Annotated in this window: 16 protein-coding genes; all 16 read left to right on the top strand. The window is 46.9% G+C overall.

What is annotated here, in order from left to right; all coding sequences use genetic code 11:
* The first annotated feature begins 12 nt into the window (after window positions 1-12).
* The 16 genes from QBE54_RS08650 to QBE54_RS08575 all read left to right on the top strand — a co-directional run bounded on the left by QBE54_RS08650 (window position 13) and on the right by QBE54_RS08575 (window position 15,260).
* Entirely contained in the window at window positions 13-351 is a 339-nt protein-coding gene (locus tag QBE54_RS08650; protein WP_369017794.1) for a carboxymuconolactone decarboxylase family protein, read from the top strand.
* Window positions 352-380: 29 nt separating this feature from the next.
* Entirely contained in the window at window positions 381-824 is a 444-nt protein-coding gene (locus QBE54_RS08645; RefSeq protein WP_369017793.1) for a nucleotidyltransferase domain-containing protein, read from the top strand.
* Window positions 802-1,215 (top strand): DUF86 domain-containing protein, encoded by a 414-nt coding sequence (locus tag QBE54_RS08640; RefSeq protein WP_369017792.1) that lies wholly within the window; start codon window positions 802-804, stop codon window positions 1,213-1,215. Before QBE54_RS08645 ends, QBE54_RS08640 begins: the two co-directional genes overlap by 23 nt.
* A 44-nt stretch (window positions 1,216-1,259) precedes the next feature.
* Window positions 1,260-1,388, top strand: a complete 129-nt coding sequence (locus tag QBE54_RS08635) for an ANTAR domain-containing protein (protein ID WP_369017791.1) — start codon at window positions 1,260-1,262, stop codon at window positions 1,386-1,388.
* 94 nt (window positions 1,389-1,482) lie between these two features.
* Complete coding sequence (locus QBE54_RS08630) at window positions 1,483-2,466, top strand: ABC transporter substrate-binding protein (protein WP_369017790.1); 984 nt, start codon at window positions 1,483-1,485, stop codon at window positions 2,464-2,466.
* 54 nt (window positions 2,467-2,520) lie between these two features.
* The gene (locus QBE54_RS08625; RefSeq protein ID WP_369017789.1) at window positions 2,521-3,591 is read left to right on the top strand and encodes an ABC transporter permease; all 1,071 of its coding nucleotides are present in this window, start codon (window positions 2,521-2,523) and stop codon (window positions 3,589-3,591) included.
* Between the two features lie 11 nt (window positions 3,592-3,602).
* On the top strand, window positions 3,603-4,676 hold the full coding sequence (locus QBE54_RS08620; RefSeq protein ID WP_369017788.1) for an ABC transporter permease: 1,074 nt from the start codon (window positions 3,603-3,605) through the stop codon (window positions 4,674-4,676).
* Window positions 4,677-4,681: 5 nt separating this feature from the next.
* On the top strand, window positions 4,682-5,455 hold the full coding sequence (locus QBE54_RS08615) for an ATP-binding cassette domain-containing protein (protein ID WP_369017787.1): 774 nt from the start codon (window positions 4,682-4,684) through the stop codon (window positions 5,453-5,455).
* Window positions 5,456-5,762: 307 nt separating this feature from the next.
* Window positions 5,763-6,806 carry a uroporphyrinogen decarboxylase family protein gene (locus tag QBE54_RS08610; RefSeq protein WP_369017786.1) on the top strand — a complete coding sequence of 348 codons (1,044 nt, stop codon included), beginning with the start codon at window positions 5,763-5,765 and terminating at the stop codon, window positions 6,804-6,806.
* Window positions 6,791-7,864: a LacI family DNA-binding transcriptional regulator gene (locus QBE54_RS08605; RefSeq protein WP_369017785.1), complete on the top strand. Its 1,074-nt coding sequence runs from the start codon at window positions 6,791-6,793 to the stop codon at window positions 7,862-7,864. The genes QBE54_RS08610 and QBE54_RS08605 overlap by 16 nt, the downstream gene beginning before the upstream one ends.
* An 83-nt stretch (window positions 7,865-7,947) precedes the next feature.
* Window positions 7,948-9,264, top strand: coding sequence for an ABC transporter substrate-binding protein (locus tag QBE54_RS08600; protein ID WP_369017784.1), 1,317 nt, complete (start codon window positions 7,948-7,950; stop codon window positions 9,262-9,264).
* Between the two features lie 74 nt (window positions 9,265-9,338).
* Complete coding sequence (locus tag QBE54_RS08595) at window positions 9,339-10,220, top strand: carbohydrate ABC transporter permease (protein ID WP_369017783.1); 882 nt, start codon at window positions 9,339-9,341, stop codon at window positions 10,218-10,220.
* An 18-nt stretch (window positions 10,221-10,238) separates the two neighbouring features.
* Window positions 10,239-11,084: a carbohydrate ABC transporter permease gene (locus QBE54_RS08590; RefSeq protein WP_369017782.1), complete on the top strand. Its 846-nt coding sequence runs from the start codon at window positions 10,239-10,241 to the stop codon at window positions 11,082-11,084.
* Between the two features lie 13 nt (window positions 11,085-11,097).
* Complete coding sequence (locus tag QBE54_RS08585) at window positions 11,098-12,138, top strand: uroporphyrinogen decarboxylase family protein (RefSeq protein ID WP_369017781.1); 1,041 nt, start codon at window positions 11,098-11,100, stop codon at window positions 12,136-12,138.
* 12 nt (window positions 12,139-12,150) lie between these two features.
* Entirely contained in the window at window positions 12,151-14,166 is a 2,016-nt protein-coding gene (locus QBE54_RS08580) for an alpha-amylase family protein (RefSeq protein WP_369017780.1), read from the top strand.
* The gene (locus tag QBE54_RS08575) at window positions 14,163-15,260 is read left to right on the top strand and encodes a uroporphyrinogen decarboxylase family protein (protein WP_369017779.1); all 1,098 of its coding nucleotides are present in this window, start codon (window positions 14,163-14,165) and stop codon (window positions 15,258-15,260) included. Before QBE54_RS08580 ends, QBE54_RS08575 begins: the two co-directional genes overlap by 4 nt.
* Window positions 15,261-15,375 lie beyond the last annotated feature (115 nt).

Genomic DNA, 15,375 nt, shown 5'->3' with positions numbered 1-15,375 from the left:
GAGGTGTTTTGTGTGGGGAATATTGACCAGTTCATGGAGGAATATCGCTCGGCACTGCGTGCGCTCAAAGAAGAGATACCAGCTTCTCTGGGAGCTTTCAACAGCTTTTATCAGCAGGTAATGCAGGAAGGGGTTTTGGATGTAAAAACCAAGGAGCTTATTGCGCTGGCAGTTGGTGTGGCTATTCACTGTGAAAACTGTGTTTTGCTGCACACCAGGGCAGCCCAAAAAGCCGGTGCCTCACGTGAAGAAATTCTGGAGGCGGCTTTTGTCGGTGTGGTCATGGGCGGAGGGCCGGCTTTTACCTTTTTGCCGGTGGTAAAAAGAACGCTTGATGAGCTGGGGAAGTAGGAATTTTTGAAAAAACCTTAGAAAACGCGATGACTTCCAAGGGCTTACCTGAAGCAACACGTAAGAAACTGATTGAATACCTGGAAAGTATCGATTTTGTGGATTTTGCAATCCTTTTTGGTTCGCTGGCCTGCGGAAAACCGCATCCCGGTAGCGACTGTGATCTGGGTATTGCTACTAACCAGGAATTTTCGCTTTTGGAGATCGGTTTTCTGGTTGCCCGCTTGGAGGAAATCGTGGGAAGAGAGGTTGATTTGGTTATTGTGAATGATCTTCCTTCCCGAAACCCAGCTTTGGCTTTCGAGGTTGCCCGTGGAGAATTGCTTTTTGCGCGAGACAGTGCGCGTTTTGTTGCTTTCAAAGAAAAAGCCTTTTTGCGCTTCCTTGACACCCAGTTTCTCCGCAACCTGCTAAACCAGGCTTTGCTTCAAAGAATTGAGGAGGGTCGTTTTGGCAAAAGAAGTGCTTCTTGAGCGCATCAGGCGACTGGAAGAAAATATCAAAGAGCTTTCCCTTTTTCGAGAAAAAGTAAAGCTTGAAGAAGTCCGCGCTGATAAAATCCGGGAGTGGGCACTCCGGTATGGTTTACTGGAAACTATTCAGGCGGTTATTGATATTGCTTGCCATCTGGTAAGTCTCAATAATCTGGGGAGCCCTGCTACTTATTCTGAGTGTATTACGCTTCTTGAGAAAAATGGGTATATTGATTCGAACCTTACTCAACGGCTGGTCAGTATGGTGGGTTTACGCAACCTCCTTATTCATGAATATGCAACCATTGATGTGGAGGCGCTTTATCGGTGTCTTTCCGAAATAGAGGATTTTGTGGACTTTGTACATGCGATACAGCCTTATATTGGGTGAGGCTGGAAGCGCGAAAGCTGATCGAGAAAGCAAAGGGGATTTTGATGTACAGAAATAACTTAAAAGAAGACGAAGCCATGAAAGTCCTACAGCGCAAAAGCCGGGATAGCAACAAAAAGCTTGCTGAGATTGCGAAAGAAATCATAGAGGCCGACAGGATTTTGAGTATTTAGCCTGGGTGTTGAAAAAACTTGGAGCAGGCCTCCAGTTCAGTGCCTCTCCCTGTGCTATAATAAAAACAAATTCTTTTGAAAGGGAGGGGTTTTTGTGAAGAAGTTTTTGGTTTTACTTCTGGTTTGTGCTTTCGGTGTTTCTCTTCTCTCAGTGGCAGCCCTGGCGCAAGGGAAAAAGCCCAAAATAGCCTGGTGTCCTGCTATCAGTGATCCCTTTTATTACATGATTGGAAAAGGCATTGAGGATAAGTGTAAGGAACTGGGTCTTGAGCTTTTCGTGGCCGAGTACCCCAAGGCCTGGGGTCCTGAAGTGCAGGTACCCATTCTTGAAGCAGTGGCAGCGCGCGGAGATATCGACGTGATTATCACCGGACCCACTTCCAAAGAGGCTCTGATTGCGCCACTGAAACGCATTTATGATAGTGGTATAGAGATCATCACCGTAGATACCTACATCGGTGATGGTGACTACTCCAAGCCCAGTGAGTATTCTTTCCCGCTTACTTTCATTGGGACTGACAATTTCCAGGGTGGGGTGGAAATAGCCCATCGTCTTGCTGAAATGATTGGCAAAAAGGGCAAAGTTTTTGTGGAGACCACCAACCCTGATGTGTCAAGCGTTGTGGAACGGGTTGAAGGCTTCAAGAAAGGGATTTCAGAGTATCCGGACATCGAGCTGGTAGGCGTTGAGTACTGCCTGGACATTCAGGAAAAGGCCCAGCAGCAGGTTGCTGCAGCGCTACAGGCTAACCCGGATATCGTGGGTATTTTTGGTACCAATCTTTACAGTGCACAGGGAGCGTATCAGGCAGTGGTGAATGCCGGCCTGAAGGGTGCAGTGAAAATTGCTTCCTGGGACGCCACCGAAGACCTCATCAAAGCCTTGCGGGAAGGCAAGGTGGATTTGGTGTTGGCCCAGAAGCCCTACGAGATGGGAACCCTGGCTGTCGAGTGGGCCTACAAGTACTTTGTAGAGGGTCAGGAAGTTCCCAAACGTATCGTTCCTGGTTTCTTCTTCTTCACCAGGGAAAACGTGGACGATCCGGAGGCACAGCAGTACATCTACAAAGTAGATTAACGAGGCGATTTTTAGGAGAAACGGCGCTTAGCGCCGTTTCTCCCTCTCTTTGCGATGCTTGCAAACTCAAGGCGTTATTCACAATTAGCCGGACGGTTTGGTGAAAATTGGGTTTATCTATTTCTGGCCCTTCTGGTGCTTGTCTTTGGGTTTGCGGGGCGGGGCTTTTTTGCGGTTAAAACCCTCAACAACATCCTGATCAGTTCTTCCCCTGCGTTACTTCTTGCTGCAGCGGAGACCTTTGTCATTATTACCGGGGGCATTGACCTTTCGGTGGGCTTTGTACGGGGTCTGGTTTCGGTCATTGCAGCCATAGTGATGCGTGACCTTTTTGCTCTGCATTTCTCTCCTGCCTTTTCCATTTTCTGTGGTGTCCTGGTGGGAGTGGGGTTGAGCTTTCTACCGGGTCTTTTGAACGGCGTCCTGGTGGCCAAGTTTAAAGTTCCTCCTTTTATTGCCACTTTGGGTACTTATGGCATTGCCAACGGCTTTGCGCTGCGCTATAGCAAGGGTTTTCCAGTCACCTTTTTACCGCCTCAGGTGGGCGAAATTGGCAACGGTTTTCTGGCTTATTATTTTCCGGGAGAAGGTTTTAGCTTTTTCAGAAGCCCTATTGGTTTTTTGGATGAGCGGGTGAGGGATCTGGTAGGTATTGGCCCTTACGCCATCATCATTGTAGGAGTTATCCTTTATGTCTTTGCCTTTCTGCTTTCCCGGACTCAGTTTGGCCAGCACACCTATGCCATCGGAGGAAACATCGATGCCGCCCGCCGGGCAGGCATCAACGTAGAGCGCCACTTAATCAAGGTTTACATGATTTCCTCGTTTCTTTCTGGTTTGAGTGGAATTATGTCGATTTTCATTTTTTCCATTGGCACTCACACGCAATTTGCGTCGAGCTTAGAGCTTTTTGCCATTGCCGCGGTGGTAATCGGTGGGGCCAGTCTCATGGGAGGTAAGGGGAGCATTGCTAAGACAGTGGTGGGAGTGTTTATTTTGTCGGTTCTTGAGGTAGGCTTTTTAACTTCGGGTATCATGCCTTTTTACCGCTACATTGCGGTAGGTGCTATTCTGATTTTTGCTGTGATTGTGGATCAAATCTTGCCTGAGCTGGGCTTTGAATAGGAGAGATTGCGGTGCAGATTCTGAGCGTTCGGAAAAAGCACTGGCTGGAAACCTTTGGCAGGTACTGGATCCTTTTCTTCCTGATCGGTGAAGCTGCTTTCTTCAGTCTTACCGGTATGGGGTTTTTCAGTGCCAGGAATTTCCAGAACATCCTGGTTGCTTCCACCACCATCCTTTTGCTCGCTGCTGGGGAAACTTTTGTAATCATAAGCGGTGGGATTGACCTTTCAGTGGGCTTTGTGATGGGTTTTTCCTGTGTGGTGTGTGCCAAAATCATGGTTACTCTGCAGGCCCTGGGTTTGGCCGAGCCGCTGGCTATCTTGCTGGGGATTGGTGGTTGCCTGCTCATCGGGCTTTTACCAGGTTTTGTCAACGGATTTTTGGTAGCCAGGATGCGCGTTCCACCCTTTATTGCCACTTTCGGGATGTATGGTATCGCCTATGGTTTTGCCGAGATTATAAGTGGTAATGTCCCAATAGCCAACCTTCCCAAAATGGTGGGCTTTATCGGTAACGGCTATCTCCTGTATTATTTGCCAGGGAAAGCGCTTACCTGGCTGAGTCCTCCTCAAGGCATCAGTAGGGCCGAGATACGAGAACTGATTCCCCTTATTCCCAACGTTTTCTTTTTCGCACTTCTGGTGGTTCTGGTCTTTGCCTTTCTGCTTTCCCGGACTCAGTTTGGCCAGCACACCTATGCCATCGGAGGAAACATCGATGCCGCCCGCCGGGCAGGCATCAACGTAGAGCGCCACTTAATCAAGGTTTACATGATTTCCTCGTTTTTTGCAGCGCTTGGTGGAGTGATGTATACCCTGCGTTTCGTTACCGGGAGAGCTGATGCAGGTGCAGCCAGAATGCTGGACTCAATCGCTGCAGTGGTAATCGGCGGAGCCAGCCTTTACGGGGGCACCGGGACCATGATTGGTTCCATACTGGGAACGCTGATCATCGGGATTCTGGAGACGGGAATGGTAAACCGGGGGTTGCCCACCTATAATAAGTACATCTGGGTAGGTATCATCCTGGTCATGGCGGTTTTGATTGACCAGTTTTTCCTGGAAGAGCACAGAAAGGAAGGTTGAAGGCAGTGGAGGAGAGAAAACCTCTTCTGGAAGTGCGGGACATTGTCAAGCGCTTTGGCGGTCTGGTAGCGGTGAACCGGGTGAGTATGGAAGTGTATCCCGGAGAGGTGGTTGCTCTTCTCGGGGACAACGGAGCGGGCAAGTCGACGCTGATTAAGGTAATATCCGGGGTGTACCGGCCTGACGAAGGGCGCATTTTCTTTGAAGGAAAAGAGGTAAAAATCCAGAACCCTATGGACGCCATCCGGCTGGGTATTGAGACCATTTATCAGGACCTGGCACTGGCTGAGAACCTGAATGTGTACTCTAACATTTTTCTGGGCAGAGAGAAGCTGAAAAAGTGGCTGGGCCTGGTCTCTGTCCTGGACCATGACTATATGCTTGAAGAATCCAGGAAGATTCTGGACCGCCTGGGTATTGAAATCGCTTCACTCAAGAGCAAGATCAAGAACCTCTCGGGTGGCCAGAGGCAGTCGGTAGCCATTTCACGTTCTATTTACTGGAATGCTAAGCTGCTCATCATGGACGAGCCCACTGCCGCATTGGGCGTTGCTGAACAACGCAAGGTTCTGGACCTCATCCGCACCCTTCGGGAACAGGGAGTGGCAATAATCATAATCAGCCATCAACTCTACGACGTTTTCCAGGTGGCTGATCGCATGGTTGTCCTGCGTCGCGGTGAGAAAGTTGGGGAGCGCTTGCGAGAAGAGACCACTCCTGAAGAAATAACCAGCCTGATCATTGGTGCTGAGCTGGTGGAGGAAGATAGGAGAGCATAAGCGCTCCGGTTTATGGCCAATTCTCTGGGTTTTGTGGTGTGCTTGCAGGAAACTCCGTTTTAAAGCTTCACTACGAGCAAAGGGCTTCCAGTAGGTGACCTTTTTCTGGTCATTTGGAAAAACGTTTTCCTAAAATACCTTTTCGAGTTTTCTTTTAGCCTCTTTTTTTAGATATTTTGGGGTTCTGGAACCAGCGACTTGCCTTGAATAGCCCTTTTAAAAATCCTGAAAAAACAAACCCATGATTGACGAGACAGAAAAATGGTGGTAAAATTTGGAAAAACGTTTTACAAAGGAGTAATTTTTAGTGCTGAAAGCATCGGTTGAGGATGTAAGAAAGGCTATGCGACTTGAAAAACCTGCTCTCATTCCTCAACTTGAATACCTTGCTCATCCCGAATTTCAAAGAAAAGTGAGTGGCATCGACCCCTATGAAGAGCCCGAAAAGAGCCTGGTAGAGACTTATAGAAAGCTGGGTATCAACCTGGTGTGGCATACTGCTTCAGTGGATTTTCCGGAAGAAGAGGAAAAGAAAGCAGTGTATCAAAAAACTCCCTGGGGTAGTGGAGAAAGCATTTGGAGGAAACCACCCTTTGAAAGTGTGGAAGAGGTTTTAAATTATTCTCCGCTTAAAGCACACTCCAAGACCAAGGAACAGAGAAAGCAGGAATTGGAGAGAGAATGGCGTGAACAAAATAGAATGTGGGAAGGAGTAGCTCTGGTTCCTGGGGGTATTTATACCACTCTTTTTATGTGGGGAGTGGAAACCTTTGGCTGGGAACTGTTCATGGAAGCGGCTGCGTCGAAACCAGGTCACTTTGAAGAAATAATGCAGGAATTTTTTGAAGTTTCCAGGCGGGACTTTGAAGCCTATGCGGAAATTGAAGGTGTCGAGCTTTTTATAAGCCATGACGATTTGGCTATGGCTTCCGGACCCATTTTTTCACCTCGCTGGCTCGAGAAAAACATTATCTCCCGTTATGGAGAACTTTGGAGACCTCTTAAAGAAAAGGGGGTAAAGGTCCTTTTCTGTTCAGATGGTAACTATTCCTCGCTTGTGGACCTTATAGCCGAGCAAAAGCCAGACGGTTTCATTTTTGAGTCTTCGGTTTCCATGGAAATGATGGTTAAAAAGTTTGGGGATTCGAAAATCCTGGTTGGCAACATTGATTCCCGGGTATTGACGATTGGCACTCCGGAAGAAGTAAGATGTGAGGTTCAGCGTTCGGTTTTAGCTGCTCGTGATTGCCCTGGATACATTATCAACTGCACCGGTCACCTTCCCCACAACATACCCCTTGAAAACATGTTCGCTTATTTCGATGAAGTGAAGAAATGGAGAGTAAGGTGAAGATTTCCATGAAGAAAGAGTCCAGAGATTCCAAACCCACCATAGTCGATGTAGCACGTCTGGCTGGGGTTTCTCCGGCTACCGTCTCTCACGTGCTTAATAAAACCAAAAGGGTAACCCCTGAGACCGAAGAAAAGGTACTTCAGGCGGTAAAAACTTTGCGTTATCAAAAAAATGCTCTGGCTTCTACCCTGCGTTCGCGCAATTCTCAGGTAATTGGCTTTGTGACTTCTCAGCTTCACAGTATTTTCTGGCTACGAGTTATCCGTGCTGTTGAATACACTCTTTCTCAAAATGGCTACCAGATGTTTCTGGGTTGTAGCTACGGTGACCCGGCAAGGGAGTTGGAGTTGATTGAAAGCATGCTCCAGAGCATGGTAGGAGGGGTTATAATTGCCACCTGCATTAACGAAATTAATGAAAAAGAACTCCCTATAAGTCCTCAGATCATGAATTTCCTGGAGGAACGCTGTGTTTTTGTAGACACCTACCCTTCAGGTATGAACGTTGATTTTGTAGGAGTTAACAACGAAGAGGCTTCCTTTCAACTTGTCGAACTACTTCTCAAGAAAGGTTACCGTAGGATAGCCATGGTAAACGGTGATTCTCGGATTTTAACTGCACGGGAGCGGAGAAGTGGCTTCTTTAAGGCTTTGAAAGAATACGCTGTTTCTGTGGATGAACGGTACATTTTTGAAGGCAAAAATCTTGGTAAAAGAACTGGTCTTGAAGGAGCAAACTATCTATTATCGCTCGATTCTCCGCCAGAGGCAGTTTTTTTGGCGAGTGGCAATTTGACGGTGGGTTTTCTGGAAGGTTGTAGAGAGAAGGGGGTGAGAATTCCAGGAGATATCGAATTGGTAGGTTTTGATGATATCGAGTGGACTCCGGTAATTGAACCATTTTTAACCTGCTGTGTTCAACCTTCGTGGGATATAGGAGAAACTGCTGCTTCTTTACTTCTTGAAAAAATCCAGGAGAAAAAGGAGGGAAGGGCCAAGAGAGAAGTACGTCTGAAATGTGAGGTGGTGATTAGAAATACTTTCCAGAAAGGGTAGGAAGCTTGTCCAGAAGTTGCAAAATTTGGAACCTGGTGTTTAGCGTTAAAAATTAAATTCCCAAAATGAGGGAGGGATTGGTAATGAAAAAAGCGAGTTTTCTGGTGTTTTTGAGTGTTGTGCTGGTATTGCTCTTGAGCTTTTCTGTTCTAGCGAAAACCAGTATCAGGGTTACTTGTATACCTGGTCCCACAGCGGAAAGGCTTCAGGCGCAGGCTAAGGCTTTCATGGAGAAGAATCCGGACATTGAAGTGGTTATCGATGTAGCTGGTGGAGCGGAAGAAGTATACAAGCCCAACTTCCCGGTTATTGCTGCTTCCCCGGATCGCCCGGATATGGCCTGGTACTGGGTGGATGGCAGACAGTATCAGGACCTGGTTGCAGCTGGTTTACTGGAGCCGTTGGATGATTTGTATGAATCTGAAGGGTGGAACGAAGTACTGCCTCAGTCTACTCTGGAAAAGTACACCAGTCCCGATGGTCACAAATATGCGGTAAATGTAACCGTGGTCTGGTATCCTCAGGTTTACTACAACAAAAAGATTTTCGAAGAAGTGGGAGTGGTGCCACCTCAGACATCTTATGTTGCTTATGCATCTAACCAGGAATGGTATGACGTAATTGGCAAGATAAGAAGTGGGGGATACGAGCCGGTATCTTTCGGCGGCAAAGAGGGGTGGATCATCGGTCATACTCACGATGTATTGCTCCAGAGAATGGTACCTCAGGAGCTTTTGAACGACTTCTATAACAACTGGCGTCCTGGTTGGGAGCCCAAGGTTAGGTACACCGATGAAGCCTGGTTGCAGGTTGACCGGATGCTCCTTGAGTGGAAAGAAAAGGGTGTATTTGCCGAAGGTTTCTTGAGCAGGAGTTATCCGGAAGGTAGAATGCTCTTTGTCCAGGGTAAGGCGGCTATGTATCAGGATGGTTCCTGGGGAGTGGGTATACTTCGCAATGAAGCGCCTGACCTTGATTTTGGCTGGATGCTGTATCCCAAGATAAAACAAGATATTGACCCCAAATTCCTGCTTTATGCAGGCAACGGTATGATGATTCTCAAAGGAACCAAAAATCTTGATGCCTGCAAAAAGTTTTTGAGCTTTCTTATGAGTAAGGAGGGCCAGGAACTTGGTTTTCGGGTAACCACTGAATTCCCAAGCCGCCTGGACATTAACACTGATCTCATCCAGGAAATCGCTGACCCCTTGATTTATGAAATGTGGTTAAAGCTTCAAGAAATTGGTTCCTCCACTGGATGGGATGATCCAGTGCCTGCAGAACTTGCTGAAAGAAGTTTTATCCTTTTCCAGGAAATGCTCTCCGGTATGCGGACTCCCGAGTCGGTAGGACAGGAACTGGAAGCCATTGCTGAGCGGTACCGTTCTAAAAAGAAGTAAACGCGAATGCGACTTGCCTCCGCTCCCTGAAAAGGGAGCGGAGGGCTAAATTTACCAAATTGGGGGATACCTTTATGAAACTTGGAAGTCGCAGGAAATGGATAGGTTACGCTTTTGTGTTGCCCGCCTTTTTCTTCATGGTGGTTTTTATTCTCTATCCCCTTATAGAAAGTTTGATATTGAGTTTTTACGATTGGACGGGCATTAGCGCCAAGACTTTTGTAGGCTTTGAGAACTTTCGGTATTTGCTCAAAGACCGCGTTTTCTGGCTGGCTCTCAAAAACAACCTTATTTTTACTGTTTTGGCCACTGCGGGTACGGTTATCTTGGGTTTTTTTCTGGCGGTAGCCATAGAGCGCAGAGTACGGGGCTGGTGGTTTTACAAAGTGGTTTACTTCTTGCCAGTTATGGTTTCTATGACTGTGGTGGGGCTTTTGTGGGGAAGGTTACTTGATCCCACCTTGGGCCCTGTAAATTTTATCCTTAAAAAACTGGGCGTTGCTTCGCCACCTTTTTGGTTGGGTGACCCTAAGACTTCTCTTTTGAGTATTATAGGGGTTTCTATATGGCAGTATGCGGGCTTTCCCATGATTATTCTGCTTGCGGCCATGGAAAATGTGCCCCTTGAGGTTCATGATGCTGCTACCATCGATGGTGTAAGCGAATGGCAAAGAATCTGGTATATCATTTTCCCGCTTATAAAACCAGTCTTTTTAATGATTACCGTTTTGCAGATCATTTTTTCTTTTAAGGTATTTGACATTGTTTGGGCAATGACTCAGGGAGGCCCTGGAGATTCTTCCATAGTTTTGGGGGTTTACCTTTATAAGGCTGCTTTCCGATATACCCGTTTTGGTTATGGAGCGGCAATTGCGGTTGCCATGTTCTTGATAATTTTCCCGTTGTCCCTGCTTTATATCCGATTGACTCGTCTTGAAGAGGCAGTTGAGGAATAAATCGTGGAGGAGAAGAAAATGATTAGCAGGCGCCTAACGCGAATTGGATACTTTATCATTCTGCTTTTTTTGATATTCTGGGCAATTGCGGAGCTTTTCCCGATTGTTTTTCTTTACCTGACGGCGATGAAAACGGACGAAGAGATTATGAACAACATTCTTTTACCTCCCCAAAGGCCTTCTTTCAGGAACTTCGTCCTGGCCTGGCGGGGAGGAAATTTGGGAGTTCCCATAAGTAGATATTTCTTAAACAGCGTGATTGTAACCGGAGGAACTCTGTTTTTCCTGACTTTCTTGGGAGCGATGGCTGGCTATGGCTTGTCACGATTTCTTTTTCCAGGCAAAAGCTTTTTTCAGAAGTTCTTGATATTCGCTCTGGCTGTGCCCGCTCATGCCACCCTGATTCCCGTTTTTCACTTTCTGGGGAGATTCGGATTGCGTAATAACTACTTGGGGCTGATTTTTGTTTACACCGCTTTCTGGCTTCCCTTTACCATTTTGATGCTTTATTCCTATTTCGGATCTTTTCCCAGGGAGCTGGAAGATGCAGCCCGAATCGATGGCCTTTCTGAGTTGGGTACTTTTTTCAGAGTCGTGGTTCCTGTTTCCAAGGGTGCGCTGAGCAGTGTCTCAATTGTGAATTTTGTGGGCATATGGAGCGAACTCCTTTTTGCCTTTTTGATTATGAACCGCGAAAAAATGAAAACCATAACCGTGGGGGTGCTTTCTTTCCGAGGCCAGTATGAAGTGCAGTGGAGCTTTATGTTTGCCACCATGGCCATCGCAGCTTTACCCACCATTATATTTTTCCTGATTTTCCAAAAACAAATCACCAAGGGAATGCTCCTTGGCTCTTTCAGATAAGGAGGGGGATGTGATGAAGGCCAGAGAAAGAGTGCTTAGGGCACTGAAGAGAGAAAAGGTAGACCGGGTGCCTCTTGATTTCTGGGCAATCCCCGGGATACAGGAGCGGCTCTGTAGAGAACTTTCCTTGGATGAAGAGGGGCTTTTGCGATATTTTGGTGTGGATTTTCGCACCGTTGAACCTCGATATATCGGTCCTTCTCTTGAAAAGAAGAATGGTATGCAGAAAAATGTATTCGGGGTCTGGGAGAAGGAGGGTTTTTTGGGTTACGGGGAAGCGCCTCTTGAAGGAGCCTGTACCCCTGAGGATATCGATGCTTATCCCTTTCCTGATCCGGAGTGGTTTGACGTAACCCATCTTAGAGAGCAATGTGAAAAATATAAGGATTTTGCATTGCGGACTGCTCCTGCGTGGGGTACCTGGTGGGCCTCTTTCCAGCTTTCTCAGGCGCTTCGAGGTGTGGAACGGTTTTTCGTTGACCTTCTGGAAAATGAAGCACTGGTCAATCGCCTTCTTGACCGCATTACCGAATTTACTCTTCGAGTTAATGAAAAGGTTTTTGAGGCTACCCGGGGATACCTCGATATCTATTTTCTGGGTGATGACTACGGCTCCCAAAGGGGACTTCTCATCAGTGTAGAGTTGTGGAGAAAGTATTTTAAACCCCGTATCAAGCTTTTGTGTGAGCAGGCGAAAAGCTATGGCTTGTGGGTGATGTTTCATTCCTGCGGTGCTATAGCAGAGCTAATTCCTGAGTTAAGCGAAGCTGGCGTTGACATCATCAATCCTTTGCAAACCAGGGCAAAGGGCATGGATTTTGAAAGCCTTTCCAGGTTTAAGGATTTAGTGGCCTTTCATGGGGGTATTGATACTCAGGAACTGCTTCCTTTTGGAAGTGAAGAAGAAGTTCGCCAGGAAGTGAGAAAAGCTATTTCTGCGCTGGCTTCATCTGGTGGAGCTTATATTCTGGCAAGTAGCCAGGAGCTAATGCCAGATGTCCCTGTAAAAAACGTGGTTGCCATGTATGATGAAGCTCGAAAAATAAAGTTCTGAGGAGGAAAAATTATGAGTCCTTTACCATTCCGCCAGGTACACCTGGATTTCCACACTTCTCCCTTTATCCCTGATGTTGCTCAGGATTTTGAACCCGAAGAGTTTGCCCAGACCCTTCTTGAGGCCCGAGTAAACTCCATCAACATATTTGCTCGCTGCCATCATGGATACTGCTATTATCCAACCAAGGTAGGCAAAATGCACCCTTCCCTCAAGCGAGACCTTCTGGGAGAGATGATCGAAGCCCTGCACCGAAAAGGTATTCGCTGTCCCATCTACACCTCAGTAGTCTGGGATGAACTCTCTGCTTCTGAGCATCCTGACTGGAGACAGATTGATGCCCAGGGTAAGCTCATAGGCCGAGCACCACTTGAGAGCAAAGGCTGGCAGTTTTTATGCTTGAACTCTCCTTATATGGACTATCTGGAAGAGCACGTTAAAGAGCTCATGGAGCTCTATGGAAAGGAAATTGATGGTTTGTGGTTTGACATCATTATCCAGCATCCTGACGGCTGTTTCTGTCCCCACTGCCAAAAGAGCATGCGTGATAAGGGCTTACGAGTCGATGTGAAAGAAGACCGCTTGCAACACAACCTGCTCGTAGAAAGGAAAGCCATGCAGCGCCTCTCACAGCTTGTAAAGAGTAAACTTCCCGAAGCCCTGGTGGTTTTTAACTGCCGGGTGCGTCTGGATCGGCGAGTGGAAAAAGGGATAAAAGAAGAGCTCAGCTATATGACGCATCTTGAAATTGAGTCTCTGCCTTCGGGCATATGGGGATATTTGCATTTTCCAATGTATGCTCGTTACTTTGCTCCTTTTGACAAAGAGATAGTGGGCATGAACGGGCGTTTTCATCTCATGTGGGGAGATTTTGGTGGACTCAAGAACCAGGCAGCTCTTGAGTATGAGTGCAATCGCATGATTGCTCTTGGTGCTAAGTGCTCAGTTGGAGATCAGCTGCATCCTCGGGGGAAATTGGACAGGATAACTTATGAAAAAATTAGCAAAGTATATCGGGAAATTGAAAAGAAAGAACCTTTCTGCGAGGGTGCAAGGCTTAAGGCGGAAATAGGTGTTTTGGTTAATTCAGTTACTGAGGGAACGGCTCTGGGCTTTTCTCAGTTCTTCGGTCTGGAAGCTGATGAAGGAGCTACCAGGATGCTTATGGAACTGCATGAACAGTTTCATCTTATTGATGAAGAATCCGATTTCAATCGCTATCGAGTAATCATTGCTCCGGATGGAGTGCCTTTCAGTGCTTCTTTAGAGGAGAAGCTTTCTCACTTTCTTGAAAGAGGTGGTGCCCTGCTTCTTACCCATCGCTCAGGTCTCAGCCCTGAATCTGGGAACTTTGCCATCCCTGGTTTGGGACTGGAATATCTCGGGGAGTTGGAATTTGATGTTGATTATTTCCGCCCGGATATTGAAAAGGTGGAAGGGTTGGACCCAGAATACGATTATGCACTCTATGGTAAAGGAAGTCGGGTTGTGGCTCGAGAGGGAGAAGTACTTGCCTACCTGGTTCACCCTTATTTTAACCGTAGTTGGGAAAAGTTTTGCTCGCACCGGCAAACTCCCCCAGATTGCAAGTCCTCGGATCCTTTCTGGGTAAGAAAAGGTAGAGTTATTTATATCTCTCATCCCCTGTTTACGCTTTATCGGAAGTACGCTTATTTACCCTATAAGTTAATTATCAAGCATTCGTTGAGGGCTTTGCTTCCTGATCCACAGTTGATAGTTGAAAATGCTCCTTCTTCCTGTGAGGTGACGCTTCTTGAACAGGAAAAAGAGGGGCGAGATGTCATTCATTTGCTTTTCTATGTTCCCGAGCGACGGGGGAAAATAGACATTATTGAAGACGTTGTGCCACTTCAAAATGTGGTTCTGAAATACCGGGCAGTGGAAAAACCCAAGAGCATATACCTTGCTCCAGGTGGTGAAGAGCTTGGCTTTCAATGGGAAGGAAACTACGTTGTTTTTACAGTGCCTGAGTTTAAAGGACATCAGATGGTGGTAGTAGAGCGATGACTCAGGAACTTTCCTATCCAAAAACTTCTCTTGAGGCTCCCTCTCCTCAGAGGCTTCTTGCTGCCTTAGACTTTAAGGAACCAGATAGAGTACCTCATCTTGAGTTTTGGATAACCAGCAAAACAGTTTACGAGTGTGTGTTGGGGAGAAAACTCGACTACGAAGTCATTGACGCCAAGGAAGGGCAGAAAAGTATTGCTCCAGAAGATGAGATTGAATTTGCCTTTCGAATTGGTATGGATGCTGTCCCCTGTAACTTTTCCTGGCGTCCTGGCAATATTTTTGAAAAAGCTTCCGATGGGACCGAACACTATGTTGGGGGTCGAATTAAGACCTGGGAGGACCTCGAAACTTTGGAGCCTCCTCCTCCCCTTGAAGAGCAACTGGCCCTTCTTGAGCGCTACCTTGAAGCGGGCAAGAAATACGGAGTGGGTATATTCCCCAACTTTACCTCCTTTTTTGATTCTGCGCAACTTGCCATGGGCTATGAATATTTTCTTTACCAGATTTATGATAACCTGGCGCTCATTGAGAAGCTCATGGATATTCTCCTCGAACATCAGGTCAAGGTTGTTGAAGCGGTATTCAAGCATTACGGTGATAGACTCCTTTTTATGATGGTCAACGACGACATTGCGTATAATTCAGGCCTGGCGGTTAGGCCCGAATTGTTCAGGAAACTGTTCTGTGAACGCTTTAGGACTCTGACCGAGCCCGCTCGAAAGCAGGGCAAGAAAATCGTGATGCACACTGATGGAAAAATGGATCAAGTCCTTCCCATTCTGTATGAGCTGGGAGTGGGGGCTATCCATCCCTGTGAGCCAGAATCAAACGACATTTATGAACTGAAAAAGAAGTGGTATGGAAAAGTAGCTTTGATAGGTAACATTCACACACCTCTTCTTGCCTACGGGAGCAAAGAGGAGATTGAGGAAGACGTCAAAGAACACCTGACCAGACTGGCGCCCGGTGGTGGGTACGTACTTTCTTCCTCAACCAGCATATTCGAAGGTATACCTCCTGAAAACTTCCTGCACATGGTCCGTTGCGTGCACAGTTTTGGAGTGTATGAAAAGCTCCGGGGAGGTGCTTGAGCGAAACTGGTTCACTGCTTCCCGGACTGACTTTTCAATGAGAGTTCTGGTGTATAATTGAGAAAAAACGTCTGGAGGCGTAATTCTTTGGACACTTACCACAAAGAGTGGATTG

The sequence above is a fragment of the Thermatribacter velox genome (genome assembly GCF_038396615.1).
In the GTDB taxonomy this organism is placed as follows: Bacteria; Atribacterota; Atribacteria; order Atribacterales; family Thermatribacteraceae; genus Thermatribacter; species Thermatribacter velox.
Note: the sequence above shows the minus strand (reverse complement) of the source record. Positions and strands in the feature narration are given on the sequence as shown.

Bases quoted from the DNA above. Each gene is read 5' to 3' on its own strand.
- QBE54_RS08635 (WP_369017791.1), top strand. From the start codon at position 1,260: ATGTACAGAAATAACTTAAAAGAAGACGAAGCCATGAAAGTCCTACAG.
- QBE54_RS08595 (WP_369017783.1), top strand. From the start codon at position 9,339: ATGAAACTTGGAAGTCGCAGGAAATGGATAGGTTACGCTTTTGTGTTG.
- QBE54_RS08585 (WP_369017781.1), top strand. From the start codon at position 11,098: ATGAAGGCCAGAGAAAGAGTGCTTAGGGCACTGAAGAGAGAAAAGGTA.
- QBE54_RS08575 (WP_369017779.1), top strand. From the start codon at position 14,163: ATGACTCAGGAACTTTCCTATCCAAAAACTTCTCTTGAGGCTCCCTCT.
- QBE54_RS08645 (WP_369017793.1), top strand. From the start codon at position 381: ATGACTTCCAAGGGCTTACCTGAAGCAACACGTAAGAAACTGATTGAA.
- QBE54_RS08600 (WP_369017784.1), top strand. From the start codon at position 7,948: ATGAAAAAAGCGAGTTTTCTGGTGTTTTTGAGTGTTGTGCTGGTATTG.
- QBE54_RS08625 (WP_369017789.1), top strand. From the start codon at position 2,521: ATGCTTGCAAACTCAAGGCGTTATTCACAATTAGCCGGACGGTTTGGT.
- QBE54_RS08590 (WP_369017782.1), top strand. From the start codon at position 10,239: ATGATTAGCAGGCGCCTAACGCGAATTGGATACTTTATCATTCTGCTT.
- QBE54_RS08605 (WP_369017785.1), top strand. From the start codon at position 6,791: ATGGAGAGTAAGGTGAAGATTTCCATGAAGAAAGAGTCCAGAGATTCC.
- QBE54_RS08580 (WP_369017780.1), top strand. From the start codon at position 12,151: ATGAGTCCTTTACCATTCCGCCAGGTACACCTGGATTTCCACACTTCT.